Here is a 25,142-nt window from a genome sequence, read left to right as displayed (position 1 = left end):
CCCTACTTCCGCACGATCCGGTTCACATGGCCCATCTTGCGGCCGGGGCGGGCCTCCGCCTTGCCGTAGAGATGCAAGCGGGCGGCGGGATCGCGCAGAATCTCCAGCCAGCCGTTCGCCTGGTCGCCGATCAGGTTCTTCATCTCGGCATCGCCATAGCGCTCGACCGAGCCGAGAGGCAGGCCGCACACCGCGCGTATCTGCTGCTCGAACTGGCTGGTGACACAGGCATCCATCGTCCAGTGGCCGGAATTGTGCGGGCGCGGGGCAATCTCGTTCATCAGAACGCGGCCATCCCCGGTTACGAAGAGTTCGACCGCCAGCAGCCCGACCAGATCCAGCGCTTCGGCCATCTTGCGGGCGATTTCCTCTGCCTCGGCGGCGAGGGCCGGCGGGATCGGCGCGGGGACGATGGTGGTGTCGAGGATGTGGTTCACATGGCGGTTCTCGACCGGTGGATAGCATAGGGTCTGGCCGTCGAGCCCGCGCGCCACGATGACCGAGATTTCCATGCTAAAGCTGACGAAGCCTTCCAGGATCGCCGGCTGGCCGCCGATGGCCGCCCAGGAGTCATCCGGGGCGGTATCCGGCAGAATCTTGGTCTGGCCCTTGCCGTCATAGCCCATGCGCCGCGTCTTTAGCACGGCGGGCGTGCCGATGGCGGCAAGGGCAGAGGCCAGCTCATCGGCGGCGCCAACGGCGCGGAAGGGGGCGGTGCCAATGCCGAGATTGGCCGCGAATTCCTTTTCGCGCAGCCGGTCCTGCGCCACGCGCAACGCCTCTGCGCCGGGCCGCACCGGCACCTTTTCCGCCAGCAATTCGGCAGCCTCGACCGGCACATTCTCGAACTCGTAGGTCACCACATCGACGGATGTCGCGAAGGCCTCCAGCGCAGCCCTGTCGGTATAGTCGGCAATGGTGGTGGTGGCGCAGACCTGCGCGGCCGGGCTGTCGCGCTCAGGTGTCAGCACATGCACCTTGTAGCCCAGATTGGCGGCGGCCAGCGCCGCCATCCGTCCCAACTGCCCGCCGCCCAGCATGCCGATGGTGGCGCCGGGGGCGATAATGTCCTTGCCTGCCATGCTTCTACGCTTCGTCGCTGGGAATCTCGGCGACCTTGTCGGTCTGTTCGGCGCGGAAGGCGTCCAGCGCTTCGGCCACCTTCGGGTCCAGATGGGCAATGACGGAGGCCGCGATCAGTGCGGCGTTGATGGCGCCCGCCTTGCCGATGGCCAGGGTGCCGACCGGGACGCCGCCCGGCATCTGCACGATGGAGAGAAGGCTGTCCATGCCGGACAGCGCCTTGCTCTCGATGGGAACGCCGAACACCGGCAGCGGCGTCATCGACGCTACCATGCCGGGCAGATGCGCGGCGCCGCCGGCACCGGCGATCACCGCCTTCAGCCCGCGTGCCCGCGCTGTCTCGGCATACTCCACCAGGCGTTTGGGCGTGCGGTGGGCGGAGACGATGCGGCATTCATGGGCCACGCCCAGCCGCTCCAGAATCTCCGAGGCATGGCGCATGGTCGGCCAGTCGGACTGGCTGCCCATGATGATGCCGACCACCGGCTTGTCGCTCGCTTTCGTCACGCCCTGCAGGCTCCCTTGTCCACCTTGGGTTCGCACGGGCCTTTCAGGGGCCGCGAAACGGGAAAGCGCGGCATTATAGGGGGTGCCAAGAGGCTGGCAAGTGCGCAGGTGCGAAGAGTTCCGGTTCCGGGGCGGCGGTTGCTTCATGCCCCCTGTCTGTGGCACATAGAGCCGGATCGTTTCAGAGTGAATCAGTCTGCTGATTCACTCTGAAACGTGAATCCGCCTCTAATCAAAAGGGTTGAGGGCGATTCACGTTTTAAAGGCGTTCCTGTCGGGATCGCCTTTAAAACGATCGCACTTTAGAGAGCCTATTTCGGGCATGCCAGCGCAGGTAGGGAAGTCCAGAGAGCTTCCAGGTCAAGGTATCTTCATACCTTATTCTTCGGAACGCCCGGCCGTCCCGTCCGTTTGCACTGCAACAAGCCCGTACCGCAACATTAGGAGTATCCAATGGCAAAACCCGTGCGCAAGGCGATCTTCCCGGTCGGTGGCCTGGGAACGCGCTTTCTGCCGGCGACGAAGGCGCTGCCGAAGGAAATGCTGCCCGTCGTGGACCGCCCGCTGATCCAGTATGCGGTGGACGAGGCGCGCGCAGCCGGCATCGAGGAATTCATCTTCGTGACCGGGCGCGGCAAAAGCGCCATCGAGGATCATTTCGACCATTCCTACGAGCTGGAAGACACGTTGCGCGAGCGTGGCAAGGAGAAGGAGCTGAAGCTGCTGGACGAGATGCTGATGCGGCCCGGTCAGGTCGCCTATCTGCGCCAGCAGGACCCGATGGGGCTTGGCCATGCCGTCTGGTGCGCGCGCAACATGATCGACGATGATGAGCCGGTCGCCGTGCTGCTGGCGGACGATCTGATCCTGTCCGAGGAATCCTGCCTCGCACAGATGGTGGAGGCCTATCACGAGACCGGCGGCAACATGCTGGCGGTCATGGATGTGCCGAAGGAGCAGACCAAGAGCTATGGCGTGGTCTCGCCGGGCACAACCAGCGCCGATGGCCGTCTGGTCGAGGTAAAGGGGCTGGTCGAGAAGCCGGAACCGGACAAGGCACCGTCCACCCTGGCGGTTATCGGCCGCTATATCCTGCAGCCCGATGTCTTCAAGCATCTGGCGAAGGGGCAGAAGGGCGCCGGCGGTGAAATCCAGCTGACCGACGCGATGGCGGACATGATCGGCACGCACCCGTTCCATGGGCTGCGCTTCGATGGCAGGCGTTTCGATTGCGGTTCCAAGATCGGCTTCCTGGAGGCGAATGTCGCCTTCGCGCTGGAGCGCGAGGACATGGCCGGCGACCTGCGCGAGATATTGAAGAATTACCGCTAACCCCGGTTGGCCCAAAAGGCCATGAGAGAGAACGGCCAGGAGAGAACGGCATGCGCGTCGCGATAATCGGCACAGGCTATGTCGGCCTGGTCTCGGGAGCCTGTTTTGCGGAGTTCGGGTTCGACGTCACCTGCGTCGATAAGGACAAGGCCAAGATCGACCGGCTGCTGCAGGGCGAGATGCCGATCTACGAGCCGGGGCTGGAGGCGCTGGTGGCCGGCAATGTGAAGGCCGGGCGGCTCAGCTTCGGCATCGATGTCCGGTCGGCGGTGGCGGCAGCGGACGCCGTGTTCATCGCCGTCGGCACGCCCAGCCGGCGCGGCGATGGCCATGCCGATCTCAGCTATGTCTATGCCGCCGCGAAGGAAATCGCCGAGGCGCTGGACGGCTACACGGTGGTGGTCACCAAATCCACTGTGCCGGTCGGCACCGGGCGCGAGGTCGAGCGGATTATCCGGGAGACACGGCCGGATGCCGATTTCGACGTTGCCTCCAACCCGGAATTTCTGCGCGAAGGGGCCGCCATCGGCGATTTCATGCGGCCTGACCGCGTGGTCATCGGCGCCGAGAGCTCGCGGGCGCAGGAGATTATGCGCGATCTCTACCGGCCGCTGTTCCTGATCGAGACGCCCATCGTGATGACCTCGCTGGAAACCAGCGAGATGATCAAATACGCGGCCAATACCTTCCTCGCCACCAAGATCACCTTCATCAACGAGATTGCCGATCTGTGCGAGAAGCTGGGCGCGGACGTGCATGATGTCGCCAAGGGCATCGGCCTCGACGGCCGCATCGGGCGCAAATTCCTGCATCCGGGGCCGGGCTATGGCGGTTCCTGCTTTCCCAAGGACACGATGGCGCTGGTGCGCACCGCGCAGGAGGCCGGCAGCCCCTTGCGTATTGTCGAGACGGTTGTGGATATCAATGACCGCCGCAAGCATCGCATGGCCGAGAAGATCGTGGCGTTCATGGGCGGCTCGGTCGCCGGCAAGACCATCGCCGTGCTGGGCGTGACCTTCAAGCCGAACACCGACGATATGCGCGACGCGCCCAGCCTGGTCATCCTGCCGGCGCTGATGGCGGCCGGCGCGACAGTGCGGGCCTATGATCCGGTCGGCATGGAGGAGGCTGCGCGCCATATCGAGGGCGTTAGCTGGTGCGAAGGCGCCTATGAGGCGATGGAAGGTGCCGACGCGGCGGTGGTGCTGACCGAATGGAACGAGTTCCGCGGCCTCTCCGTTGAACGAATGCAGCAGGTCCTCGCCCGGCCGGTCATGATCGACCTGCGCAATATCTATGAGCCGAAGGATATGGTCGAGGCCGGTTTCCGCTATACTTGCGTCGGGCGCCCCACGCCCGAACCCGAAGAATAAAGAAAAAGGAAGGCACGCCTTCATGACCGATACGGCTGACACGACCGGGCACAATTTCGATCCCACCATCCTGCGCGAGTACGATATTCGCGGCATCGTCGGCAAGACGCTCTCCGCGGAGGATGCGCGCGCCATCGGCCGCGCCTTCGGCACGCTGGTGCGGCGCAAGGGCGGCAAGTCGGTCGCGGTCGGCTATGACGGGCGGCTCAGCTCGCCGATGCTGGAAGCAGCCCTGGTCGAAGGGCTGTCGGCCAGCGGCGTCGATGTCCGGCGGATCGGCATGGGGCCGACGCCGATGCTGTATTTCTCCGTCTATCACCTGCATACCGATGGCGGCATCATGCTGACCGGGTCGCACAACCCCCCGGACTATAACGGTTTCAAGATGATGCTGGGGCACGATCCGTTCTTCGGTGACGATATCCAGCGCCTGGGCGCCCTGGCGGCCAGCGGCGATTTCGAGAGCGGCACGGGCGCGGTCAGCCGGCATGACATCGTGCAGGAATATGCCGACCGGATGATGCGCGACTATCGCGAAGGCAAGCAGCTGAAGATCGTCTGGGACAGCGGCAATGGCGCTGGCGGCCCGCTGGTGAACGAAATCTGCATGCGTCTGCCCTCCAGCCATGTGCTGCTGAATGTCGAGGTGGATGGCACCTTCCCGAACCATCACCCCGACCCGACCGTGCCGGAAAATCTGGAACAGCTGATGGAGGCGGTGGCCGAGCACAAGGCCGACCTCGGCATCGCGCTGGATGGCGATGGCGACCGGATTGGCGTGATCGACGGGCAGGGCCGCATCCTGTGGGGTGACCAGCTGATGATCGTGCTGGCGCGCGCCGTGCTTGCCGAACGGCCGGGGGCGACGATCATCGCCGATGTGAAGGCCAGCCAGTCGCTCTATGACGAGATTGCCAGGGCCGGCGGCGTGCCGCTGATGTGGCGCACCGGCCATTCCCTCATCAAGACCAAGATGAAGGAGGTGAAGGCGCCGCTCGCCGGCGAAATGAGCGGCCATATCTTCTATGCCGATCATTATTACGGCTTCGATGACGCGCTCTACGCGGCGATCCGGCTGATCGAGATTCTGTCGAACGGCGACCAGAGCCTGGCCGAGATGCGCGATACGCTGCCGGAAATGATGAACACGCCTGAGCTGCGCTTCCCCTGCGCCGAGGAGCGCAAGTTCAAGGTCGCGGGTGAGGTCAAGGAATGGCTGAAGGGGCAGTCCGGCGTCGAGGTTAACGATGTCGATGGCGTGCGGGTGAAGACGGCGGATGGCTGGTGGCTGCTGCGTGCCTCCAACACCCAGGATGTTCTGGTGGCCCGCTGCGAAGCGAAGGATGAGGCCGGCCTGGCCCGGCTGAAGCAGGCGCTGGGCGATGCGTTGCGCGCCGTCGGGATGGAGCCGCCCAGCTTCTAGCCGTGCTGTTCCGTTCACTTGTCTGTTCTGCTTACTTCTTATATTAGACTGACACTTTATTAACATTTCTCTGTTATTCTTGAGCACCCACAACAAAAAAATGGGGCAACAGGGAAAATGAGTGCAAATGAAGGAGAGGCGGCCACCTTGATGGAGCGCCGTCTTGGTGATGCAGGCGGGGGCACTGCGGGACAGATCGAACGCGATGCCTTGCAGAAGATTGCCGAGCAGGTCGGCGATCTGGGGATTGAGATCGCCGATATTTCCGGCAGCGTCACCGATGTGGATTCGCGCGTCCGGCGCGAGGCCGAGGTCTTTTCCGACATCAGGACAGCGGCGGGCGACATGGCCGCGCAGAACCAGAAGGTCGCGGCGGTGGCGCGCAGCGTCTCCGAGGTAACCGACGGGGCCGCGCGGCAGATCGCCGATTCGCGCGACCGGATCGGCGCCTCGATTCGTGACATTCAGGATCTGGTGACGGCGGTGGCAGACATCCATGCCCAGGTGAATGGGCTGCGCGAGGCGCTGGCTAAGGTCGGTACTGTCGCGCAGGAGATTGCCACCATCGCCAAGCAGACCAACCTTCTGGCACTGAACGCCTCCATCGAGGCGGCGCGGGCGGGCGATGCCGGCAAGGGCTTCGCCGTTGTCGCCGCCGAGGTGAAGCAGCTGGCCGGGCAGACCGCCACGGCGACGCAGGACATCAACGTCACCCTGACCCAGCTTGCCGCGGAGTCCGAGCAGCTGATCGACCGCAGCGAATCCGCCGCCGCCAAGGCCGATTCGGTGCGGGAGGGGGCATCCTCCATCGGCCAGGTAATGGCCGGTGTGGGCGAGGCGATCTCCAGCGTCGGCAATGAAACCTCGGTCATCACCGCCTCGGCCGGGGAGATCGACGAGAGCTGCGGGCGGTTCCTTGACGCCATCGACGAGGTCGCGGCCGATGTCGAGCATTCAAGTCAGGATCTCGGCAAGGCGCGGGAACGGATCGACAAGCTGGTCACCGTCACCGAAAGCCTGATCGGCATTACCGCCGGGGCCGGCATCGAGACGCTGGACACGCCCTTCATCGACATGGCGAAGGAGGCGGCACGGCGCATCGGCGAGGCCTATGAGGCTGGCCTGGCGGCCGGCGAGATCACCGAAGCTGATCTGTTCGACCGCGACTACAAGCCGGTTTCCGGCAGCAATCCGCAGCAATTCATGACGCGCTTCACCCTGTTTACCGACAAGGTGCTGCCGCCGATCCAGGAGCCGGTGGCAACCAGCGACAGCCGCATCGTGTTCTGTGCCAGCGTGGACGAGAATGGCTATCTGCCGACGCATAACAAGAAATTCTCGCAGCCCCAAAGCAGCGACCCGACCTGGAACGCCGCCAATTGCCGCAACCGGCGCATGTTCAACGACAGGGTCGGGCTGGCCGCCGGCCGCAGCACGGCGCTTTTCCTGCTGCAGACCTACCGCCGCGATATGGGCGGCGGGCAGTTCGCGATGATGAAGGATTGCTCGGCGCCGATCTTCGTGCGCGGGCGGCATTGGGGCGGGGTCCGCGTCGCCTACAAGATATAAGATATGAGGCTCACTCGCTGAACTCCTCCGGGTCGGGGATGCGGGTGAAGGCAACCTTGGCGCCGGCATATTCCAGCCCGATCTTGGGCAGCAGCCCCAGCGTCACCGTGTCGGACCCGTATTTGCCGTTCAGCCGGTCCAGGGCGCCGGCCAGCCTGGAGCGGATCTGCTGGCGCTGCTGCCGGCCCGGCTCGGCGGCGGCGAACAGGTCGGGTGTCTGCTGTTCCAGCGGCGCCAGCCCCAGCAGCATGACCGAGACCTTCTTCACGCGACCGCTGCCGCCGACCGGTCTGTAGTCGCGCCACAGCGTCTCGAAGGCGGCCAGCAGGGCGAAGCTGTCCTGTGTCGCCTCCAGGCGGGTTTCTCCACCCCAGCGCAGCCCGGTTTCCAGCCGCGCCGAGCAGGCCAGCGCCGAGGCGGTCAGCCCGTAGCGCCGCAGCCGCCCGGCCGCCTTGGCCAGCAGCCGGCGGGCGACCTGCCGCGCCTCATCCGGCGCGCGCATGGCGGGCGGCAGGATGCGGCTGTGTCCGATGGAGCGTTTGGCCGCCGGCGGCGCTTCCGGGATATCGACGCCGTGCAGCCCGTACCAGAAGCGTTCACCGGCCACGCTGCCCCAGATTTTCCGGGCATGCTTGGGCTGCAGCGCGGTCAGCGCGCGCACCGAATGGACACCGGCGGCGTTCAGCCGGCGTTCCATGTTGGGGCCGATCCCGGCGAGGTCGCGCAGTTCCAGGCCGAAGAACCGCTCCGGCAGCTCTTCCGGCCGGATCAGCACCAGCCCGTCCGGCTTCTGCATGTCGCTGGCCACCTTGGCGGCGAAGCGGCTGGGCGCGATGCCGATGGAACAGCGCAGGCATTCCCCGACATTGTCCAGCAAGCCGCGCTTCAGCCGGCGCGCGAGGGCGAGGGCTTTTTCCGGTTCGCGCTCGTCGCCCAGCAGTTCGCAGGCCATCTCGTCGATGGAGCCGACGCGGGAGACCGGGATGTGATTGTTGATCTCCTTCAGGATTCGGTGGTGATAATCGACATAGAGTTCGTGCCGGGCCGGTACCAGAACGATGCCGGGGCACAGCCGGCGGGCCTCCCACACCGGCGTGCCGGTCTTCACACCGCGGGCCTTGGCCTCATAGCTGGCGGCAATGATGCAGGTGGTTTCCGACTGCAGCGGCAGCACGCCAACGGGACGGCCGCGCAGGCGCTGATGCGCCTGTTGCTCGACGCTGGCGAAATAGGCGTTCAGGTCGAGAAACAGCCATTTCAGATAGGGCGTGCGCGGCAGCATGGGGGCATCTCGTCCGGGGATATCGGACAAGCAGGTCTAGCACAAAAAGAACAAATATAGAACAAATATGCGTGGCGTCAGTCGAGATGGCCGGCCAGCTGTTCGAGCGCACCGGTGCTGTCTCCTGCCTGGCAAAGCGCCGCCAGCAGCATCAGATTGGCTGTTGCCGCCTGCCGGGAGGGCAAGAGAATTGGCCCTTCGTTTCTTGCCAGCGCGTCCAGCGCCTGCTGCTGCAGCCTTTCGGCTTCCAGTTCGGCATCGGCGATGCGCTTGCGCAAACCCTGTACCTCGGCCTCGGGGAAGGGCGGGAAGCCGGGCTTCAGCCGACGGCGCAGGGCACGCAGGGGCTGTACGATCTCCGCGCGCCAGGGGGCGGTCAGCGCGATGGCGGCCTCGATCTGCGCCTCGCTAAGGACATCGCCGCGCCAGCAGCAATAGAGCACCAGATTCACATCCAGCCCGTGCCGCTCCTGCAGTTCCAGACAGGCCTCCGCCACGCCGGGGCGGCCATAGAAATCCAGCGAGAAGGACCAGAAATCGGGGGTTGGGGGCAGAGGCGGGGAAGACACGCCTAATCCCCGAAGGAGATGCCAAGCTGCCGGGCGGTCTCCACCATCACGCCATGGGGATCGACGCAATGCGATTTATCGACGATGTCCGCCAGCGGCACCTCGACCGTATCGCGGTTCTGCCAGGCCACCATCCGGTCGAACCGGCCGGCCGCCACCATGTCGATCGCATGCGCGCCGAACACGCTGGCCAGCAGCCGATCCTGTGGCACCGCCTCGGCGCCGCGCTGCACATGGCCCAGAACGGTCACGCGCACCTCCGCCCCGGTCAGCTTTTCCACCGCCTCGCCGATATAATGGCCGATACCGCCATAGCGGGTCTCGCCGCGCCCAAGGTCGCGCATCATGGCCACTCCGCCTTCGGTCTTCACGGCCTCGGCGACGATGATGAGGGCGAAGTTCCGTCCCCCGGCGCGGATCGCCTTCACCTTTTCCGCCACTTTTTCCATGGAGTAGGGAATTTCCGGGATCAGGATCACGTCGGCGCCGCCGGAAATACCGGCATTCAGCGCGATATGGCCGGCATCGCGGCCCATCACCTCCAGCACCATCACGCGGTCGTGGCTGGCCGCCGTCGGCTGCAACCGGTCCAGCGCCTCGATGGCGACCTGCACGGCGGTGGCGTAGCCCAGCGCGTTTTCGGTCTGGGCCACATCATTGTCGATGGTCTTGGGAATCCCGACGAAGGGGATGCCGCCCTGCTGCGCCAGCCGGCGCAGGATGGCGAGGCTGCCATCGCCGCCAATGCCGATCAGCGCGTCCAGCCCCAGCGACCGGTAGCCGGCTATCACTTCTTCCGAGCGGTCCTTGCGGCTGCCATCCGGCATCGGGAAGGCAAACGGGTTGCCGGTATTCACCGAGCCCAGCAGCGTGCCGGCCCGGCGCAGATAGCTGGTGTCGAACAGTTCCGGGGTCAGCGGCAGGGTCTGCGGCGGGCTGTGCATCAGCCCCGCCGTGCCGTAGCGGATGCCGGTCACGCGCCAGCCATGGCCGAGGCAGGCATGCAGCGTGACGGCGCGGATACAGGCATTGAGGCCGGCGCAATCGCCGCCGCTGGTCAGGATACCGATATGTTTCTTGCTCATAGGTGAAGCTTACCCTTTTCCTGCGGTCAGGACTCTGGCAATAAAGCAGAAAGTAGGGCCGCGGCGACAGAGGGGACGCCGTCGCCGGCACCGATTTGGATTTGCGCCAGCCATGAGCGAAGATGAAGATCGCCTAAAGGAGCGGCTCGAAGAGCTGCGTACCGAGCACCGTGACCTTGACGAGGTAATCGCCCGCCTGTCCGAGCAGGCGCCGTTCGACCAGATCAAGCTGCAGCGGCTGAAGAAGCGCAAGCTGATCCTGAAGGACCAGATCCTGCGCGTGGAATCCGAGCTGCTGCCCGACATCATTGCATAGCGGGCGGCGGGCTACTTCTTCCCCAGCAGCACGTCCTTTGCGCGGTTGATCTGCGCGGCGAGGTAGGTGGAGCCGCCATGGTCCGGGTGGTTTGCCATCATCAGCCGCTTGTGCGCCTCGCGGATTTCCTCCGGCGTGGCACCGGGCGCCAGCCCCAGAATCTCGCGGGCCTGATCGGGCGTCATCGGCCCGCTGGCTTGCGCCGCCTCCGCCGTGCCTTCCGCGCCGAAATCCGCGCGCCAGTCCGGTCCGTGCATACGGTCGAGATAGGCTTCCAGCACCTGCGCCGATTGCGCGTCGGCGGCGTGGCACTCGCTCAGCAGTGCGGCCATCTCGGTATGGCTCAGCGTATCCAGCGAGCGGTTGCGGAACTGCCCTTCGAGGACATGGCCATGCATCTCGCCGCTGTCATGGTCGAGGCGCATGGAAAGCAGCCGCGTGACAATCTCCGAGCTTTGGCCCTGGGACGGCCCCTGCGCTGCCTTGGCGGCGTTGCGCACGCTTTGCAGGATGCTGCGCCAGCGCCAGATGAAGGGCACCAGGCCGCCGGCGAGCGCGATCAGATAGCCCAACTGTCCACGCACGAACAGAATGCCGATGGCCGCCACCAGCAGGACGGCGCCGAACCATTTCAGCGCGTTGGCGACTTTCTTCGGGTCGGCGCCGGTCAGCCAGCGTGCGGCCAGCAGCAATCCGATAAGCAGGGCAAGGCCGAGGATGAGATATGGCATCGCCCGGTTTTACGCCCGTCCCAGCCGGCTTGTCAGCATCAGTGCGGCCCCGCCCTTGCGCTTGCCGTAGGATTCCAGCGCCCGATACCCGCCGGCGGCATAGACTGCGACGGCGGACAGCAGGTCGCGCAGCTGCTGCGCGCTGGAGGCATCGAACGGGCAGTATGCGCCCTTGGTCAGCCGGGCGATCTCCTCGAAGGCGCGGCGCGCGGCCGGCTCGCCACCCTCATGGAACAGGAAGGCGGGCACGCCCAGCAGGCCCAGCGCCCCGGCGGTCTGGCAGACCCGGTCGATATCCTCCTCGAAACAGTCACCGACGAACACCAGCGCCTGCACCTTGCGCTGTTTGGTCTCGGCGATCGTGTGGTGCAGCAGCCGGTCGATCTGGGTCTGTCCGCCCCGGCACTGCACCGCCGTCATCCGGCCCAGCAGCGTGTCGGTGTCGGACAGCCACGGGCTGGCGTCGAATTCATGGAAGCCGCGATAATAGGCGAGCTGGATGTCGAGCCCGCCGAGCGCCGCCGTTTCGCGGAACATCTCGCCCTGGATCTGGCAGGCAGTGTCCCAGCTTGGTTGCCGGCTTGCGGTGGCATCCATGGCGAAGATCAGCCGGCCGCGCCCACCCTGCGGCACCGGCTTCGGGGTGGCCGCGATGCGTTGCAGGAAGGCGTCCACCTGCGATTGGCTGGACAGCGCCTTATTGTCCGTATCGGGCAGTTTCGTCTTGTCGGAAACCATGAAGCTCCGCCATTCCACCGGGAATTCCGCTTTCCATTATGTTGGTGCGGCGGGCCAAACTTCCACCCCAAGCCCAGGGCCGAAGCAGAAGGTGTGCGGCAGGTTACTCAGCGGCGCGGCGCTGTTGCTTGGGCAAACGCTCCGGCAGGCCCAGCGCCTCGACCAGCGCGCGGACTTCCTGCCGGGCCGCCAGATGCGACATGCTGGCGCTCTCGCCGGCTTCCAGCAGGTCCAGCATGGTCAGGCCGCGCGGAAACAATTCGCGGTAGATCACCCGCTCGCTGATGCCCGGCGCCATGCGGAAGCCGACGCGGCGGGTCAGTGCGTTCATCACGTCGGCGATGTCCTGCTTGTTGCGGGCGTTCAGGTTGGACAGCCGGTTGCGCATCACCACCCAGTCGATCGAGCTGCGGTCGCGCTGCATGCGCGCCTTGCGCTGCTCGAACACCATTTCGCTATAGACCGACAGTTTCTCGATGTTCCGGCCCGTGCCATCGACGGTCGCCAGCATGTCGAGATCGAGGAAGCTGTCATTCATCGGGGTGACCAGCGTGTCGGCGTGGGAATGCGCCAGTCGACCGAGATAGGTGTTGGCGCCCGGCGTATCGATCACCACGAAGTCGCACAGCACGCGCATTTCGGCGAACAGCTGGTCGAATCGCTCCCGGTCCTCGGTCTCGGCCTCCGACCGTGTCGGCAATTCGCTGGGCTGCAGGAACTGGTGGCGGGGCAGGGGGAGGTTTTCGCCGTTGGCCGCTGACCGCCGCCGGTTGTTGATGTAGCGCGTCAGCGTGCCCTGCCGGGCGTCCAGGTCCAGCGAGCCGACTTCATAGCCGTCGCGCAGCAGCGAGACGATGATGTGCATGGCGGTGGTGGACTTGCCGGAGCCACCCTTCTCGTTGCCAACCACGATGACATAGGCCGGCTCGGCGGGCGGCCAGCTCTCTTCTTCGGGCAGGGACGGGGACTCGGCAAGCGACATGGCGCGACTAAATCTCGTTATCTTGATGCTATCTTCATACTTTGGGTTGTGTCCGGACGCAAGGGGACTGTGCTGTTATGCCCCACGCAGCCACACCGACGTATCGTGGAAAACGGCGCCGCCATTCGGCCCGCCCGGATCGGCGCTGATCAGCGCGTTGATGCCGCTACCTTCCACGAAGGCCTGGTTCGGCCAGATGCTCTCGCAGATCAGCGTGCCCGGGTTCACCCCGTCGAAGGGTTTGGCGTGCAGGGCGATGCTGGCGCGGGCGTTGCCGATCCGCACCAGCTGGCCGTCCGACAGGCCGAGGTCGGCCATGTCCCCGGGATGGATCATCAGGGTCGGCCGGCCTTCGCGCTTCGTGCTGGTGGGGGTTTCGGTGAAGCTGGTGTTCAGGAAATTGCGCGCCGGCGCGGTGACCAGCCGGAACGGCCGGTCCGCCGTTGCATTGTCGATCAGCCCGCAATGGTCGGGCAGGGCGGGCAGGCCAGCATGGTGCGGCCCCATTGCCGCCCAGTCCGGCCTGAAGCGGAACCGGCCGTCGGGATGCCCGAAGCCGTTCTGGAAATGCATGGTCTCGAAATCGCCGATGGCGTCGTGCCAGTGGTCTTTCCAAACGGTTTCCGCGTCCGGCCAGCCGGAGGCCTGCAGGGTGGCGTCCAGCATCTCCCAGGCACTCATCTCGAAACCGGGATGCTCCGCGCCCAGCCTCTTGGCCAGTTGGCAGATCACCCAGTGGTTTTCCCGCGCTTCGCCCAGCGGTTCGATCGCCTTGCGGCCGATCTGGATGAAGGAATGGCCGCTGGCCTGATAGAGATCGTCATGCTCCAGAAAGGTGGTGGCTGGCAGCACGATATCGGCCAGCTGCGCGGTTTCGGTCATGAACTGCTCATGCACCACGGTGAACAGATCGGCGCGGCGCAGCCCTTCATTCACCAGCAGGCTTTCCGGCGCCACCGTCGCCGGGTTGGTGTTCTGGATCAGTAGCGCCGTCACCGGCGGGCCGCCGCGCAGGGCGTCCGCATCGCCGGTCAGCACCCGGCCGATCTGCGACTGGTCCAGCATCCGCACCGACGGGTCGATCCGGTCCAGCCCCTCAATCAGACTCTTGTTCCAGTGATAGATCGCACCCTGGCCATAGAGCGCGCCGCCGCCCGGATGCTGCCAGGCGCCGGTGATCGTCGGCAGGCAGGTGACGGCATGCATCTGCGCCGCGCCGTTGCGGCTGCGGGTGAAGCCATAGCCGGCGCGGATGTAGCTGCGCGGCGTCGCCCCGTAGAGCCTTGCAAAGGAACGGATATCCGCCGCCGGCACACCACAGATGGCCGCCGCCCACTCCGGGGTGCGGCTGGCGAGATGGGCTTCCAGTTCCGCCGGCGCATCGGTGTAGCGGGCGAGATAGTCGCGGTCGGCGAAGCCTTCGGCGAACAGCACATGCATGATGCCGCAGGCGAGGGCGGCATCGGTGCCGGGGTTCACGCACAGGAAGATATCGGCCTGTTCAGCGGTCGCGGTGCGGTAGGTATCGATGACCGCCAGCTTCGCGCCGCGTTCCTTGCGGGCGCGGGTGACGTGGGTCATCACGTTGACCTGGGTGTGCACCGGGTTGCCGCCCCAGATGACGATCAGATCGCTCTCCGCCATCTCGCGCGAATCCGGGCCGCCCTTGCGGCCGGTGCCGGCCACCCAGCCGGCGTCGGAAATCGAATTGCAGTAGGTCGAATGCTGGCCGGAATAGCGCATGACATGGCGCAGCCGGTTGATGCCGTCGCGCTGCACCAGCCCCATCGTGCCGGCATAGTAGAAGGGCCAGACCGTCTCGCTGCCATGGCGCTGGGCGGCCTTCAGGAAGCCGTCCGCGATCTCGTCCAGCGCCGATTCCCAGCTGATTTCCTGCCAGTTTGCGCTGTTATTTTCGGCACCTTTTTCGCCCTTGCGGCGCAAGGGTTTCACCAGCCGGTCTGGATGATGCACGCGTTCTGCATATCTTGCGGTCTTGGCGCAGACGACACCGGCGGTGTAGCTATTGTCCTGCGCGCCCCGCACCCGCCCGATGGTGTGGGCATCCAACCGCTCGACCTCCAGCGCGCAGGTGCTGGGGCAGTCGTGCGGACAGACCGAATGAACGATATCGAGTGGCATCGACAGTGACCCCTGCTTGTATTTCCCTGACAGTAGCGAAACCGCGGAAACGCGGCAAATATTCCCGGCAGCCGGGGAGCGGACGGCGATGAGCGATCATGTCGAATGCATCGTGGTCGGCGCCGGCGTGGTCGGCCTCGCCATCGCCCGCGAGCTGGCGCTGTCCGGCCGCGAGGTGATCCTGCTGGAAAAGACCGAGGCCATCGGCACCGAGACCAGCTCCCGCCATTCCGAGGTGGTGCATGCCGGCATCTATTACGCGCCGGGCAGCCTGAAGGCGGAGCTGTGCGTGCGCGGCAAGCATCTGCTCTACGACTATATGGAAAGCCGCGGCGTTCCCTATAGCCGCATGGGCAAGCTGATTGTCGCCACCTCGGACGACCAGATGCCGGCGCTGGAACAGATCAGGCAGCGCGCGGCGGAAAATGGCGTGCCGGATCTGGACTGGCTGACGCCCGAACAGGTGAAGGCGATGGAGCCGGCGGTGGAGAGCGTCGGCGCGCTGATCTCGCCCTCGACCGGTATTCTCGACACCCATGCCTACATGCTCGCCTTGCAGGGCGAGGCGGAGGATCACGGCGCCATGCTGGCCTTCCACACGCCGGTCCTGTCGGGCCGGGTCAGAGGCCCAGGGCGCAATGGGGGCGGTTTCGAGATCGAGACCGGCGGCGACAGCCCGATGGCGCTCTCCTGCGACATATTGGTGAACGCGGCGGGGCTGTACGCGCAGGCGCTGGGCCGGGCCATCGAGGGCATCCCGGCGGAGACCGTGCCGCCGGCCTATTTCTGCAAGGGTAATTACTACACGCTGTCCGGCGTGAAGACGCCGTTCAGCCGGCTGATCTATCCGGCGCCGGAACAGGCGGGCCTCGGCGTGCATGTGACGCTGGATCTGGGCGGGCAGTGCCGTTTCGGACCGGATGTCGAATGGATCGATGCCATCGATTACGATGTCGATCCGGGCCGGGCGGAGAAATTCTACGCCGCCGTGCGCAAATACTGGCCGGGCCTGCCCGATGGGTCGCTGCAGCCCGGCTATGCCGGCATCCGCCCGAAGATCCAGGCGCCGGGCGAACCGGCGAAGGATTTCATGATCCAGGGGCCGCAGGACCATGGCATCGCCAATCATGTGGCGCTCTATGGTATCGAATCGCCGGGTGTCACCTCCTCGCTGGCAATCGCCGAGAAGGTGGTGGCGCTTCTGGATGAGCAGGCTTAATCGAGGGCTTTCAGGGCCGTCGGCAGATCGGTGAAGCGTTCGAGTACAATCGCGGCGCCGAGTTCGGCAATCGGCACGCGCGGATAGCCATAGGCCATGGCGATGAAGGGCACGCCGCAGCCCGCCGCGACGGCGGCGTCGTTATCATTGTCGCCGATCATCACGCTGTTGGCCTGCGTGCCGCCCAGCCGCTCGATCACGGCGCGCAGATGGCCGGCATCGGGCTTGCGCACCGGCAGCGCATCGCCGCCGACCACGCAATGGAACAGCCCGCCAAGCCCAAGCTGTGGCAGCAGGATTTCGGTCGCCTGTTGCGGCTTGTTGGTGCAGAGGCCGAGCCGGAACCCGTCCGCCTTCAGCCGCGCCAGCGTCTCATCCACGCCGGGATAGAGCTGTGCCGGGGTCACGGGGATAGCCTCGTAGAGGGCGAGGAACCGCGTGACATGACGGTTGGTTTCTTCTTCCGATGCCTCATCACCGGTCGCGGCAAGGGCGCGGCCGACCAGCAGCCGCACGCCATCGCCGGCGAATCTCTCCGTCACCTGCGCCAGCGTGACCGGCGGGCGGCCCAGTTCCGCCAGCAGCCGGTTCAGGGAGGTGCACAGGTCTGGGGCGCTGTCGATCAGCGTGCCGTCGAGGTCGAAGGCGAGAATGGTGCGGGGCATGATGTACTCAAGGTCGTTGCTGCGAAGGGCGCGCAACGATAGAACCGGAAGTCCCGATGCTCCAAGGTCTTTGACGATGAACGATTACCAGCCGAGCCAGCCTGTCGCCGCCGTGATCCTCGCCGCCGGCAAGGGCACACGGATGAAGTCCGACCTGCCGAAGGTGCTGCACCCGATCGCCGGGCGGCCGATGATCCGCCATCTGCTGGCGACGGTCGAGGCGCTGAATCCCGCCCGCATCGTCGTGGTGACGGGCAAGGAAGGGGAAGGTGTGGCGAAGGCGGTGGCGCCGTATCCGACCGCTGTGCAGGACCCGCCGCTCGGCACCGGCCATGCGGTGATGGCGGCGCTGCCGGCGCTGGAAGGGTTCGATGAGGGCACGGTTCTGACGCTGGCCGGTGGCGACCCTTTCGTCTCCGAGGCCACGCTGCGCGCCATGCTGGCAAAGCGCGAGGCCGGGGCCGCCGTGGTGGTGGTCGGGTTCCGTCCGGCCGATCCGGCACGCTACGGCCGGCTGGTTGCAGGGGCCGCCGGCGGGTTGGAGCGGATCGTGGAATTCGCCGATGCATCGCCTAAAGAACGCGCCATAACTCTCTGTAATGGCGGCTATATGGCTATTAATGCGGCCTTGCTGAGTGACTTGCTGGGCGACATCGGCAACGGCAATGCCAAGGGCGAATATTACCTGACCGATATCGTTGCGGCGGCGCGGTCGCGGGGCCAGTCCTGCGCCGTGGTGGAATGTCCGGAGGCGGAGGTCATGGGCATCGACACCCGCATGGATCTGGCGGCGGCGGAGAAGATCGCGCAGCAGGCGCTGCGCCGCCGGGCGATGGAGAATGGCGCGACGCTGACCGACCCGGACAGCGTCCATCTCTGCTGGGATACGGTGCTGGGCCGTGACGTGACCATCGGGCCGTTCTGCGTGTTCGGCCCCGGTGTCACAGTGGCGGACAAGGTCGAGATCCGGGCCTTCAGCCATCTGGAAGGGGCGATAGTGGAAAGCGGCGCGGTGGTCGGCCCCTATGCGCGGCTGCGGCCGGGTGCTGTCATCGGGCCGGATGCCCATATCGGTAATTTCGTCGAGGTGAAGAACGCCAGCCTCGGCAAGGGGGCGAAGGCCAATCACCTGACCTATCTCGGCGATGCCTCCATCGGTGCCGGCACGAATATCGGCGCGGGGACCATCACCTGCAATTATGACGGCTTCGCCAAGCACCGCACGGAGATCGGCGCGGGGGTGTTCATCGGCTCCAATTCGGCGCTGGTCGCCCCGGTAAAAGTGGGCGACGGCGCCATGGTGGCGGCGGGCAGCACCATCACCAAGGACGTGCCGGCGGACGCGCTGTCGGTCGCACGCGGCAAGCAGACGGACCTTGAAGGTGCTGCGAAGCGGTTCCGCGACAAGCGCAAGAAGTAGCCGTTACCGGCGCCGTTACCCCCTCACCCAGCTCCGCCTAGCTCGCTTCGCTTACAAGGCTGCGCAACCCTCTCCCGCAAGGGGAGAGGGAAGGAAGATGAGTTCGCTCTTCATTGCAACTGCACCAGCCGTCATTCCCGGGCTTGTCCCGGGAATCCAGGGTTCGGTTTACTCGGTATACGATCCAGCAAGCGGAAGCCTGGACCCCCGCAATAAATGCGGGGGTGACGGACAGAGTGAGGTGGGGGCGAGAAGCGAATCTGGCCGCTGCCGAGTGAGGGGAGAACCCTACCCCAGCGGGTTGATCGCAGGCTCGGCGGGCGAGGCGATGCCATCGACCAGCACGCGCATGCCGGCGATGGTCACGCGGCCTTCGGCGACCAGGCGCAGCGCCAGCGGGTAGCAGCGATGCTCCGCCGCCAGCACGCGGGCGGACAGGTCGTCCGGCGTGTCGTCCTGGTGGATCGGCACGGCGGCCTGCACGAGGATGGGGCCGTCATCCATCTCGGCGCGCACGAAATGCACCGTGCAGCCGGTGAAGCGGCAACCGGCCTCGATGGCGCGCTCATGGCTGTGCAACCCCTTGAAGGCGGGCAGCAGCGAGGGGTGGATGTTCAGCATGCGGTCGTGCCATTTGCCGACGAAGCCGGGGGTCAGCAGCCGCATGAAACCGGCGAGGCAGACGAAATTGGCCCCGGCAGCGGCGATGGAATCATGCACGGCGGCGTCGAAGCTGTCGCGGTCGGGGAAGTCCTTGTGCGAGATCGCTTTCGTCGGGATGCCGGCCTGTTCGGCGCGCACCAGCCCATAGGCGTCGGCCTTGTTGGACAGCACCAGCACGATCTCCGCCGGGAAATCCGCGGCCGCGCAGGCATCGATCAGCGATTGCAGGTTGCTGCCCCGGCCGGAGATCAGCACCGCGACCTTCAGCCGTTCCACCGTGCCTCCAGACCGTCGATCAGCACGGGCTTGCCGGCCTCTTCGCGGGCGACCATGCGGCCGATCTGGAAGACGTGCTCGCCGGCCTGCTCCAGTGCATCGGTGACGGCCTCGACAGCGCCGGGGGCGACCACCAAGACCATGCCGATGCCGCAGTTGAAGGTGCGCGGCATGTCGGCGGGATCGACGCCGCCGGCCTTCGCCAGCCAGCCGAACACCGGCGGGATGGTCCAGCTGTTGCCGTCGATATGGGCGGACAGGCTGTCGGGGAAGACGCGCGGCAGATTCTCGACGAGGCCGCCGCCGGTGATGTGCGCCAGCGCCTTGACGCCGTCCTTACCGCCCGCAGAGATAGCGGCGAGGCAGGATTTCACATAGATGCGCGTCGGCGCCAGCAGGGCGGCCCCCAGCGTCTGCTCCATGTCGAAGGGGGCGGGGAATTCATAATCGACGCCCAGATCGGCGACCACGCGGCGCACCAGCGAATAGCCGTTTGAATGCACGCCGCTGGATGCGAGACCCAGCAGCACATCGCCCTCGGCGGCACCATCGCCGGTCAGCAGCCGGTCGCGCTCGACCGCACCCACGGCGAATCCGGCCAGGTCATAATCGCCCTTGCCGTACATGCCCGGCATTTCCGCCGTCTCGCCGCCGATCAGCGCGCAGCCGGCCTGCCGGCAGCCCTCGGCGATACCGAAGACGACATCGCGGGCAACCGCCGGGTCGAGCTTGCCGGTGGCGTAGTAATCCAGGAAGAACAGCGGCTCCGCGCCTTGCACGACAAGATCGTTCACGCACATGGCGACCAGATCGATGCCGACCGTCGCGTGATGGCCGCTATCGATGGCGACCTTCAACTTGGTGCCAACGCCATCGGTCGCGGCGATCAGGATCGGATCGGTGAAGCCGGCGGCTTTCAGGTCGAAGGCCGCACCGAAGCCGCCCAGCGCCGCATCGGCGCCGCGCCGCGCCGTGGATTTCGCCAGCGGCTTGATCGCCTCGACCAGCGCGTCCCCGGCATCGATATCGACACCGGCATCGCGGTAGGTGAGGGTGTTGCGCCCAGCGGCCTGGTCTTGGGAGGCCTGGTTGGTGGTCTCGTCACCCGCCATCGGATATAAGCCCTTGCGATGGGGTGCTCTTCGCCCCCATTTTGCCGTGTAAGTGGATCAAGCGCCGCGCCAGGCCGTTATGACCCCAGAAGGGCCGGACCGGAGCGTCGGGCGGCCAGACAATAACGAATACGGGACGCTTTGCAATGGTGCATCGCCACAGGGTTTCGACCCGCCTTGTTCTGATCGGCCTGTTGGCCCTGAGCGGCCTTTTGGCGGAAACCGGTCCGGCTGCCGCGCAGTCGGCGGCCAGGCTCTACACGGTCGAGGATGTGCCGGTCGATGTGACGGCCGGCAGCGCCGTCGCCGCACGCGAACAGGCCTATGAAGAGGGTCAGCGCGCCGCTTTCAGGCTGCTGCTGCAGAAGCTCACCCCTGAATCGGTGCATGGCCGGCTGCCCGCTACTCCGTCAGGTGCGGCGTTCGATGCGCTGGTGCAGGGCTTCGAGGTGCGCGACGAGCGGTCGTCGGGCGTGCGTTACATCGCCAGGATGGTGGTGCGGTTCAACCCGGCCGAGGTGCAGGCGCTGCTGGCGCGCACCGATCTGCCGACGGTAACCATGGCCAGCCAGCCGGTGCTGGTGCTGCCGCTCTGGCAGTCGCCGGAGGCGGGGCTGCTGCTGTGGGACGATCCCAACCCGTGGCGTGACGCCTGGGCGCGTGTCGCCTTGGGACAGGCCCTGGTACCGGTCATCGTGCCGCTTGCCGATGCGGCCGATCTTGTCGGCATCTCGGCGGAGCAGGCGGCCGCCGGAGACCGGGAGCGCCTGGCCGCCATGGCGCGGCGCTATGGCGCGGTGGCGAGCCTGGTGGCGGTGGCCAAGCCGGCGGAATCCGAGGGCAAGCAGGCGCTCGATATCCGCTTCACGCGCTATGATTCTGCTGGTGAGCCGGAAACCCACAGTGAGCGTGTCACAGCGCCGGCCGGCGAGACCGGGACGGAATTGCAGGCGCGCGCCGTGCGGCAGGTCTCCAGCCGGCTGGATGCGAGCTGGAAGAACGCGGCCGCCGTCAGGCCCGGCCTGGAAAACCGGATATCGGTCATCACCGCCGTTTCAGGGCTGGATGAATGGGCGGCCTTGCGCCGGAAACTGGCCGAGATCGGCATGATCCGCCGGCAGAATCTGGTTTCCCTGTCGCGCGGCGAGGCGGAGATCGTGTTGTGGTATGCTGGCCAGCCGGAACAACTCCGCGCCGCCCTGGCACAACGTGGCCTGTCTCTCACAAACGACCCTTCTGCCTCCGTCGGGGCGGTCTGGCGATTGTCGTTGCAATGACCGGGCCGGACATCCAGCATCGCACCGTGCTTTTTGGAGGCCCGTTTGGCGCCCTTCCTTTATCTGTTGCCCAATCTGCTGAGCCTGGCGCGCATTGGCATCGTGCCGGTGGTGATCTGGGCGCTGCTCGACGGCCGGACCGGTGTTGCGCTCTGGCTGTTCCTGCTGGCGGGCCTCAGCGACGCGCTGGATGGTTATATCGCCCGGCGCTTCGATGCGCGCACGGAATTCGGCGCCTATATCGACCCGATCGCCGACAAGGCGCTGCTGATGTCGGTCTATGTGACGCTGGGGTATCTGGGAGGGCTGCCGAACTGGCTGGTCATCCTGGTGGTTTTCCGCGACACCCTGATCGTCGGAGGTGTCATCCTGCTGCAGACAATGGGGTATAAGGTTGCAATGGCGCCCTTGCTGATTTCCAAGGCCAATACGGTGGCACAGGTGGGGTTGGTGCTGGCGGTGCTGGGCGGCACGGTGCTGGCGCAGGCCGGCTATCCCTGGATCGGCGGCTGGCCGGTGGAGGTGCTGACGTCGCTGGTCGCCTGCACCACGCTGTTTTCCGGTGCGGCCTATGTGTGGATATGGGGCAGCCGCGCGATGATCGGGGAGCGCCAGCAATGACCCTCCGGCAACGCGCCAGCTTCTGGCTGGGCGCAATCCTTGTCCTGCTGGCGGCGCTCTATCTGCTCGGCAACATCCTGCTGCCCTTCGTCGCCGGCATGGCGGTGGCCTATTTCCTCGACCCGCTTGTGGACCGGATGGAGCAGGCGCGGCTGCCGCGCTGGCTGGGCACCGCGCTGGCGCTGCTGCTGTTCTTCTGCTTCTTCGCGCTGCTGTTCGTCCTGCTGGTGCCGTTGCTGCACGATCAGGCGGTGCGGCTGAGCGAAAAGCTGCCAGGCTATATCGAAATCCTGTATGAGCGGCTCGGGCCGTTGGTCGCGGAACTGCAGCGCCGGTTGGCGGACAAGCCGGACAACGGCATGTCGGACATCATCGGTTCCTCCGGCGCGGTGCTGAAATGGGCGGCGGGCGTCGTGGGCAACCTCATCAGCGGCGGTGCTGCCGTGGCCAACCTGCTGTCGCTGATCCTCATCACGCCCATCGTCGCCTTCTACCTGCTGCGCGACTGGGACCGGATTGTCGAGCGGGTGGACGGCTGGCTGCCGCGCGAGCAGGCGCCGACCATCCGCCATCTTGCCCGGCAGATCGACGAAACCCTCTCCGGCTTCGTACGCGGCCAGGCGATGGTCTGCCTGCTGCTGGGGCTGTTCTACGCCATCGGCCTGACGCTGGTCGGGCTCGATTTCGGCCTGGTCATCGGCCTGTTCGCCGGTGTGATCTCCTTCATTCCCTTTGTCGGCTCCATCGTCGGCGGGATCGCCAGCATCGGCCTGGCGCTGGTGCAGTTCGGCGACCTCACCTGGGTGGTCGCGGTGGCGGCGATTTTCGTGATCGGCCAGGCCATTGAAGGCAATCTCCTGACGCCCAATCTGGTCGGCGACAAGGTCGGGCTGCATCCGGTCTGGGTGATGTTCGCGCTGCTGGCCGGCGGCGCGCTGTTCGGCTTCGTCGGCGTGCTGGTCGCGGTGCCGGTCGCTGCCGTGGTCGGTGTCATGGCGCGGTTTGCGATCCAGCAATATCTGCAAAGCCCGCTCTATGAGCATCGCGGCCGCGCACCGAAGGACCAGAAGACGCAGCCTGGCGACGAATTGTCCGACGACGACTTGCCATGAAACAGCTTGCCTTCGATCTGCCGCACCGGCCCGCGCTCGGGCGGGAGGATTTTCTAGTGGCCGACAGCAATGCGGACGCCGTCGCCTGGCTGGACCGCTGGCCGGACTGGCCGCGCGTCGGGCGGCTGCCGCATGCGCTGGTGATCTATGGCCCGGCGGGCTGCGGCAAGACGCATCTGGCCTCGGTCTGGCAGGGGATTAGCGGTGCAAGGCGGACCGACGCCCTGTCGGTGACCCAGGCGGCGGTGCCGGCGCTGCTGGACGACGCCACGGCGCTGGTGCTGGACGATGCCGACCGGATCGTGGATGAACGCGGCCTGCTGCATCTGTTGAACCTGCTGGGCGAGCGCGACGGCCATCTGCTGCTGACCATGCGGGAAGCGCCGGCGCGGCTGGCGGCCAGGCTGCCTGACCTGCATTCCCGACTGGCCGCGCTGCCGGCCGTCGGGCTCGGCGCGCCGGACGAGCCGCTGCTGGCCGCCGTTATGGTAAAGCTGTTCGCCGACCGGCAGCTCATGGTAAGTCAGGACCTTGTGCAGTTCCTGCTGCCCCGCATCGAACGTTCCTTCGGCTATCTGCGCGCCATCGTTGACCGGCTGGACCGGGCGGCGCTTGCCTCCCGGCGCAACATCACCGTGCCGCTGGCGCGCGAAATCCTCTCGCAGGAGTGGCCGGAGGAAGCGGACATGCCGGTGCGGCAGGATGATGACAATAAACAGGAAGGAAACTGATCCATGGATATGGGCATCAAGGGGCGCAAGGCGATCGTCTGTGCCTCCAGCAAGGGTCTCGGCAAGGGCTGCGCCCTGGCGCTGGCCGGCGAGGGGGTTGAGCTGGTGATCTCCGCCCGCGGTGCGGAGGCGCTGGAGGCCACCGCAGAGGAAATCCGCAAGGAGACCGGTGCCAAGGTGACCGCCATCGCCTGCGACGTCACCACCCCGGAAGGCCGGGCCAAGCTGCTGGCGGCCTGCCCGGCGCCGGACATTCTGGTGACCAATGCCGGCGGCCCGCCGCCGGGCGATTTCCGCGACTGGTCGCTGGATGACTGGAACAAGGCGCTGAACGACAACATGCTGACCCCGATCGAGCTGATCAAGGCGACGGTGGACGGCATGATCTCCCGCAAGTTCGGGCGCATCGTGAACATCACCTCGGCCTCGGTGAAGTCGCCGATCCCGATCCTCGGCATGTCGAACGGCGCGCGCGCCGGCCTGACCGGCTTCGTCGCCGGCCTGTCGCGGCAGATCGTGAAGCACAATGTGACGATCAACAATCTGCTGCCTGGCCCGTTCGAGACCGACCGCGTGCGCAAGACGGCGGAAAGTGCCGCCAAGCAGGCCGGCAAGAGCATCGACGAGGTGCTCGATTCGCGGCGCCAGCAGAACCCGGCGGGCCGCTTCGGCACCATCGAGGAGTTCGGGGCCGCCTGCGCCTATCTGTGCAGTGGCCATGTCGGCTTTGTCACCGGACAGAATCTGGTGATGGATGGCGGCGCCTATAACGGCACGCTGTAAGCCGAAAACTTCACGAATCCGTCACGTGTTGGGGCCGGGGCTTGCATGACAGCGCCCCGGCCTCATGCTATTTCAATAGGCGTTTCGCGCCCCGCTGGCTGGGCGCACGACCGGTGGCCGGAGGAGAGCGA

24 protein-coding genes are annotated in these 25,142 nt (G+C 66.1%); 12 read left to right on the top strand and 12 right to left on the bottom strand.

From position 1 onward, the window contains the following. Positions 1–2: 2 nt before the first annotated feature. Both BKM74_RS05465 and purE read right to left on the bottom strand, forming a co-directional pair. Complete coding sequence (locus BKM74_RS05465; protein WP_086464696.1) at positions 3–1,082, bottom strand: 5-(carboxyamino)imidazole ribonucleotide synthase; 1,080 nt, start codon at positions 1,080–1,082, stop codon at positions 3–5. Between the two features lie 4 nt (positions 1,083–1,086). Further along, the gene (purE, locus tag BKM74_RS05460; RefSeq protein ID WP_176342437.1) at positions 1,087–1,551 is read right to left on the bottom strand and encodes a 5-(carboxyamino)imidazole ribonucleotide mutase; all 465 of its coding nucleotides are present in this window, start codon (positions 1,549–1,551) and stop codon (positions 1,087–1,089) included. A gap of 492 nt (positions 1,552–2,043) precedes the next feature. Between purE and galU the strand changes: the two genes are divergently transcribed. The 4 genes from galU (at position 2,044) to BKM74_RS05440 (ending at position 7,287) form a co-directional block, all read left to right on the top strand. Beyond that, positions 2,044–2,922 carry a UTP--glucose-1-phosphate uridylyltransferase GalU gene (gene galU / locus BKM74_RS05455; RefSeq protein ID WP_086464694.1) on the top strand — a complete coding sequence of 293 codons (879 nt, stop codon included), beginning with the start codon at positions 2,044–2,046 and terminating at the stop codon, positions 2,920–2,922. 50 nt (positions 2,923–2,972) lie between these two features. Beyond that, positions 2,973–4,295, top strand: coding sequence for a UDP-glucose dehydrogenase family protein (locus BKM74_RS05450; RefSeq protein WP_086464693.1), 1,323 nt, complete (start codon positions 2,973–2,975; stop codon positions 4,293–4,295). A gap of 22 nt (positions 4,296–4,317) precedes the next feature. Then, positions 4,318–5,718, top strand: coding sequence for a phosphoglucomutase/phosphomannomutase PgmG (pgmG, locus tag BKM74_RS05445; RefSeq protein WP_086464692.1), 1,401 nt, complete (start codon positions 4,318–4,320; stop codon positions 5,716–5,718). 117 nt (positions 5,719–5,835) lie between these two features. Beyond that, positions 5,836–7,287 (top strand): methyl-accepting chemotaxis protein, encoded by a 1,452-nt coding sequence (locus BKM74_RS05440; protein ID WP_245825822.1) that lies wholly within the window; start codon positions 5,836–5,838, stop codon positions 7,285–7,287. Positions 7,288–7,297: 10 nt separating this feature from the next. Here BKM74_RS05440 and BKM74_RS05435 read toward each other — a convergent pair whose 3' ends face one another. The 3 genes from BKM74_RS05435 to BKM74_RS05425 all read right to left on the bottom strand — a co-directional run bounded on the left by BKM74_RS05435 (position 7,298) and on the right by BKM74_RS05425 (position 10,223). Next, positions 7,298–8,569, bottom strand: coding sequence for a Y-family DNA polymerase (locus BKM74_RS05435; RefSeq protein ID WP_086464690.1), 1,272 nt, complete (start codon positions 8,567–8,569; stop codon positions 7,298–7,300). Positions 8,570–8,646: 77 nt separating this feature from the next. After that, complete coding sequence (locus BKM74_RS05430) at positions 8,647–9,138, bottom strand: TIGR02444 family protein (protein WP_176342410.1); 492 nt, start codon at positions 9,136–9,138, stop codon at positions 8,647–8,649. Between the two features lie 2 nt (positions 9,139–9,140). Continuing rightward, entirely contained in the window at positions 9,141–10,223 is a 1,083-nt protein-coding gene (locus BKM74_RS05425; RefSeq protein WP_086464689.1) for an ATP-dependent 6-phosphofructokinase, read from the bottom strand. Positions 10,224–10,335: 112 nt separating this feature from the next. Between BKM74_RS05425 and BKM74_RS05420 the strand changes: the two genes are divergently transcribed. Then, on the top strand, positions 10,336–10,539 hold the full coding sequence (locus BKM74_RS05420) for a YdcH family protein (protein WP_086464688.1): 204 nt from the start codon (positions 10,336–10,338) through the stop codon (positions 10,537–10,539). Between the two features lie 11 nt (positions 10,540–10,550). Here BKM74_RS05420 and BKM74_RS05415 read toward each other — a convergent pair whose 3' ends face one another. The 4 genes from BKM74_RS05415 to BKM74_RS05400 all read right to left on the bottom strand — a co-directional run bounded on the left by BKM74_RS05415 (position 10,551) and on the right by BKM74_RS05400 (position 15,132). Then, on the bottom strand, positions 10,551–11,270 hold the full coding sequence (locus BKM74_RS05415) for a J domain-containing protein (RefSeq protein ID WP_086464687.1): 720 nt from the start codon (positions 11,268–11,270) through the stop codon (positions 10,551–10,553). Positions 11,271–11,279: 9 nt separating this feature from the next. Next, positions 11,280–12,008 carry a hypothetical protein gene (locus tag BKM74_RS05410; RefSeq protein ID WP_086464686.1) on the bottom strand — a complete coding sequence of 243 codons (729 nt, stop codon included), beginning with the start codon at positions 12,006–12,008 and terminating at the stop codon, positions 11,280–11,282. A gap of 103 nt (positions 12,009–12,111) precedes the next feature. After that, positions 12,112–12,990 carry a division plane positioning ATPase MipZ gene (locus BKM74_RS05405; RefSeq protein ID WP_086464685.1) on the bottom strand — a complete coding sequence of 293 codons (879 nt, stop codon included), beginning with the start codon at positions 12,988–12,990 and terminating at the stop codon, positions 12,112–12,114. 75 nt (positions 12,991–13,065) lie between these two features. Beyond that, a complete protein-coding gene (locus BKM74_RS05400; protein ID WP_086464684.1) occupies positions 13,066–15,132 on the bottom strand; it encodes a molybdopterin oxidoreductase family protein in 2,067 nt (688 codons plus the stop codon). An 88-nt stretch (positions 15,133–15,220) separates the two neighbouring features. On the opposite strand from BKM74_RS05400, the gene BKM74_RS05395 reads away from it, so the two are divergent. Next, positions 15,221–16,351: an NAD(P)/FAD-dependent oxidoreductase gene (locus BKM74_RS05395; RefSeq protein ID WP_086464683.1), complete on the top strand. Its 1,131-nt coding sequence runs from the start codon at positions 15,221–15,223 to the stop codon at positions 16,349–16,351. Here the strand turns inward: BKM74_RS05395 and gph are convergent. Continuing rightward, entirely contained in the window at positions 16,348–17,016 is a 669-nt protein-coding gene (gene gph, locus BKM74_RS05390) for a phosphoglycolate phosphatase (protein ID WP_086464682.1), read from the bottom strand. The genes BKM74_RS05395 and gph overlap by 4 nt on opposite strands. 76 nt (positions 17,017–17,092) lie before the next feature. On the opposite strand from gph, the gene glmU reads away from it, so the two are divergent. Continuing rightward, positions 17,093–18,436, top strand: coding sequence for a bifunctional UDP-N-acetylglucosamine diphosphorylase/glucosamine-1-phosphate N-acetyltransferase GlmU (gene glmU / locus BKM74_RS05385; protein WP_086464681.1), 1,344 nt, complete (start codon positions 17,093–17,095; stop codon positions 18,434–18,436). Positions 18,437–18,724: 288 nt separating this feature from the next. Here the strand turns inward: glmU and purN are convergent, their stop codons facing one another. After that, positions 18,725–19,375 (bottom strand): phosphoribosylglycinamide formyltransferase, encoded by a 651-nt coding sequence (purN, locus tag BKM74_RS05380; protein ID WP_086464680.1) that lies wholly within the window; start codon positions 19,373–19,375, stop codon positions 18,725–18,727. After that, positions 19,363–20,487: a phosphoribosylformylglycinamidine cyclo-ligase gene (gene purM / locus BKM74_RS05375; RefSeq protein WP_086464679.1), complete on the bottom strand. Its 1,125-nt coding sequence runs from the start codon at positions 20,485–20,487 to the stop codon at positions 19,363–19,365. The genes purN and purM overlap by 13 nt, the downstream gene beginning before the upstream one ends. Before the next feature lie 146 nt (positions 20,488–20,633). Between purM and BKM74_RS05370 the strand changes: the two genes are divergently transcribed. From BKM74_RS05370 to BKM74_RS05350, 5 genes are read left to right on the top strand one after another with little or no spacing between them, the layout of a single operon-like run. Continuing rightward, positions 20,634–21,764, top strand: a complete 1,131-nt coding sequence (locus tag BKM74_RS05370) for a DUF2066 domain-containing protein (RefSeq protein WP_086464678.1) — start codon at positions 20,634–20,636, stop codon at positions 21,762–21,764. A 45-nt stretch (positions 21,765–21,809) separates the two neighbouring features. Next, entirely contained in the window at positions 21,810–22,385 is a 576-nt protein-coding gene (locus BKM74_RS05365) for a CDP-alcohol phosphatidyltransferase family protein (protein ID WP_245825821.1), read from the top strand. Continuing rightward, a complete protein-coding gene (locus BKM74_RS05360; RefSeq protein ID WP_086464676.1) occupies positions 22,382–23,497 on the top strand; it encodes an AI-2E family transporter in 1,116 nt (371 codons plus the stop codon). Before BKM74_RS05365 ends, BKM74_RS05360 begins: the two co-directional genes overlap by 4 nt. Beyond that, positions 23,494–24,228, top strand: a complete 735-nt coding sequence (locus BKM74_RS05355) for an HdaA/DnaA family protein (RefSeq protein ID WP_086464675.1) — start codon at positions 23,494–23,496, stop codon at positions 24,226–24,228. Before BKM74_RS05360 ends, BKM74_RS05355 begins: the two co-directional genes overlap by 4 nt. Positions 24,229–24,231: 3 nt before the next feature. Continuing rightward, positions 24,232–25,011 carry an SDR family oxidoreductase gene (locus tag BKM74_RS05350; RefSeq protein ID WP_086464674.1) on the top strand — a complete coding sequence of 260 codons (780 nt, stop codon included), beginning with the start codon at positions 24,232–24,234 and terminating at the stop codon, positions 25,009–25,011. The last annotated feature ends 131 nt before the right edge of the window (positions 25,012–25,142 follow it).

This window comes from Oceanibaculum nanhaiense (genome assembly GCF_002148795.1).
GTDB classification, from domain to species: domain Bacteria; phylum Pseudomonadota; class Alphaproteobacteria; order Oceanibaculales; family Oceanibaculaceae; genus Oceanibaculum; species Oceanibaculum nanhaiense.
Note: the sequence above shows the minus strand (reverse complement) of the source record. Positions and strands in the feature narration are given on the sequence as shown.

Bases quoted from the DNA above. Each gene is read 5' to 3' on its own strand.
- BKM74_RS05465 (WP_086464696.1), bottom strand. From the start codon at position 1,082: ATGGCAGGCAAGGACATTATCGCCCCCGGCGCCACCATCGGCATGCTG.
- purE (WP_176342437.1), bottom strand. From the start codon at position 1,551: ATGGGCAGCCAGTCCGACTGGCCGACCATGCGCCATGCCTCGGAGATT.
- galU (WP_086464694.1), top strand. From the start codon at position 2,044: ATGGCAAAACCCGTGCGCAAGGCGATCTTCCCGGTCGGTGGCCTGGGA.
- BKM74_RS05450 (WP_086464693.1), top strand. From the start codon at position 2,973: ATGCGCGTCGCGATAATCGGCACAGGCTATGTCGGCCTGGTCTCGGGA.
- pgmG (WP_086464692.1), top strand. From the start codon at position 4,318: ATGACCGATACGGCTGACACGACCGGGCACAATTTCGATCCCACCATC.
- BKM74_RS05440 (WP_245825822.1), top strand. From the start codon at position 5,836: ATGAGTGCAAATGAAGGAGAGGCGGCCACCTTGATGGAGCGCCGTCTT.
- BKM74_RS05435 (WP_086464690.1), bottom strand. From the start codon at position 8,569: ATGCTGCCGCGCACGCCCTATCTGAAATGGCTGTTTCTCGACCTGAAC.
- BKM74_RS05425 (WP_086464689.1), bottom strand. From the start codon at position 10,223: ATGAGCAAGAAACATATCGGTATCCTGACCAGCGGCGGCGATTGCGCC.
- BKM74_RS05420 (WP_086464688.1), top strand. From the start codon at position 10,336: ATGAGCGAAGATGAAGATCGCCTAAAGGAGCGGCTCGAAGAGCTGCGT.
- BKM74_RS05415 (WP_086464687.1), bottom strand. From the start codon at position 11,270: ATGCCATATCTCATCCTCGGCCTTGCCCTGCTTATCGGATTGCTGCTG.
- BKM74_RS05410 (WP_086464686.1), bottom strand. From the start codon at position 12,008: ATGGTTTCCGACAAGACGAAACTGCCCGATACGGACAATAAGGCGCTG.
- BKM74_RS05405 (WP_086464685.1), bottom strand. From the start codon at position 12,990: ATGTCGCTTGCCGAGTCCCCGTCCCTGCCCGAAGAAGAGAGCTGGCCG.
- BKM74_RS05400 (WP_086464684.1), bottom strand. From the start codon at position 15,132: ATGCCACTCGATATCGTTCATTCGGTCTGTCCGCACGACTGCCCCAGC.
- BKM74_RS05395 (WP_086464683.1), top strand. From the start codon at position 15,221: ATGAGCGATCATGTCGAATGCATCGTGGTCGGCGCCGGCGTGGTCGGC.
- gph (WP_086464682.1), bottom strand. From the start codon at position 17,016: ATGCCCCGCACCATTCTCGCCTTCGACCTCGACGGCACGCTGATCGAC.
- glmU (WP_086464681.1), top strand. From the start codon at position 17,093: ATGAACGATTACCAGCCGAGCCAGCCTGTCGCCGCCGTGATCCTCGCC.
- purM (WP_086464679.1), bottom strand. From the start codon at position 20,487: ATGGCGGGTGACGAGACCACCAACCAGGCCTCCCAAGACCAGGCCGCT.
- BKM74_RS05370 (WP_086464678.1), top strand. From the start codon at position 20,634: ATGGTGCATCGCCACAGGGTTTCGACCCGCCTTGTTCTGATCGGCCTG.
- BKM74_RS05360 (WP_086464676.1), top strand. From the start codon at position 22,382: ATGACCCTCCGGCAACGCGCCAGCTTCTGGCTGGGCGCAATCCTTGTC.
- BKM74_RS05355 (WP_086464675.1), top strand. From the start codon at position 23,494: ATGAAACAGCTTGCCTTCGATCTGCCGCACCGGCCCGCGCTCGGGCGG.
- BKM74_RS05350 (WP_086464674.1), top strand. From the start codon at position 24,232: ATGGATATGGGCATCAAGGGGCGCAAGGCGATCGTCTGTGCCTCCAGC.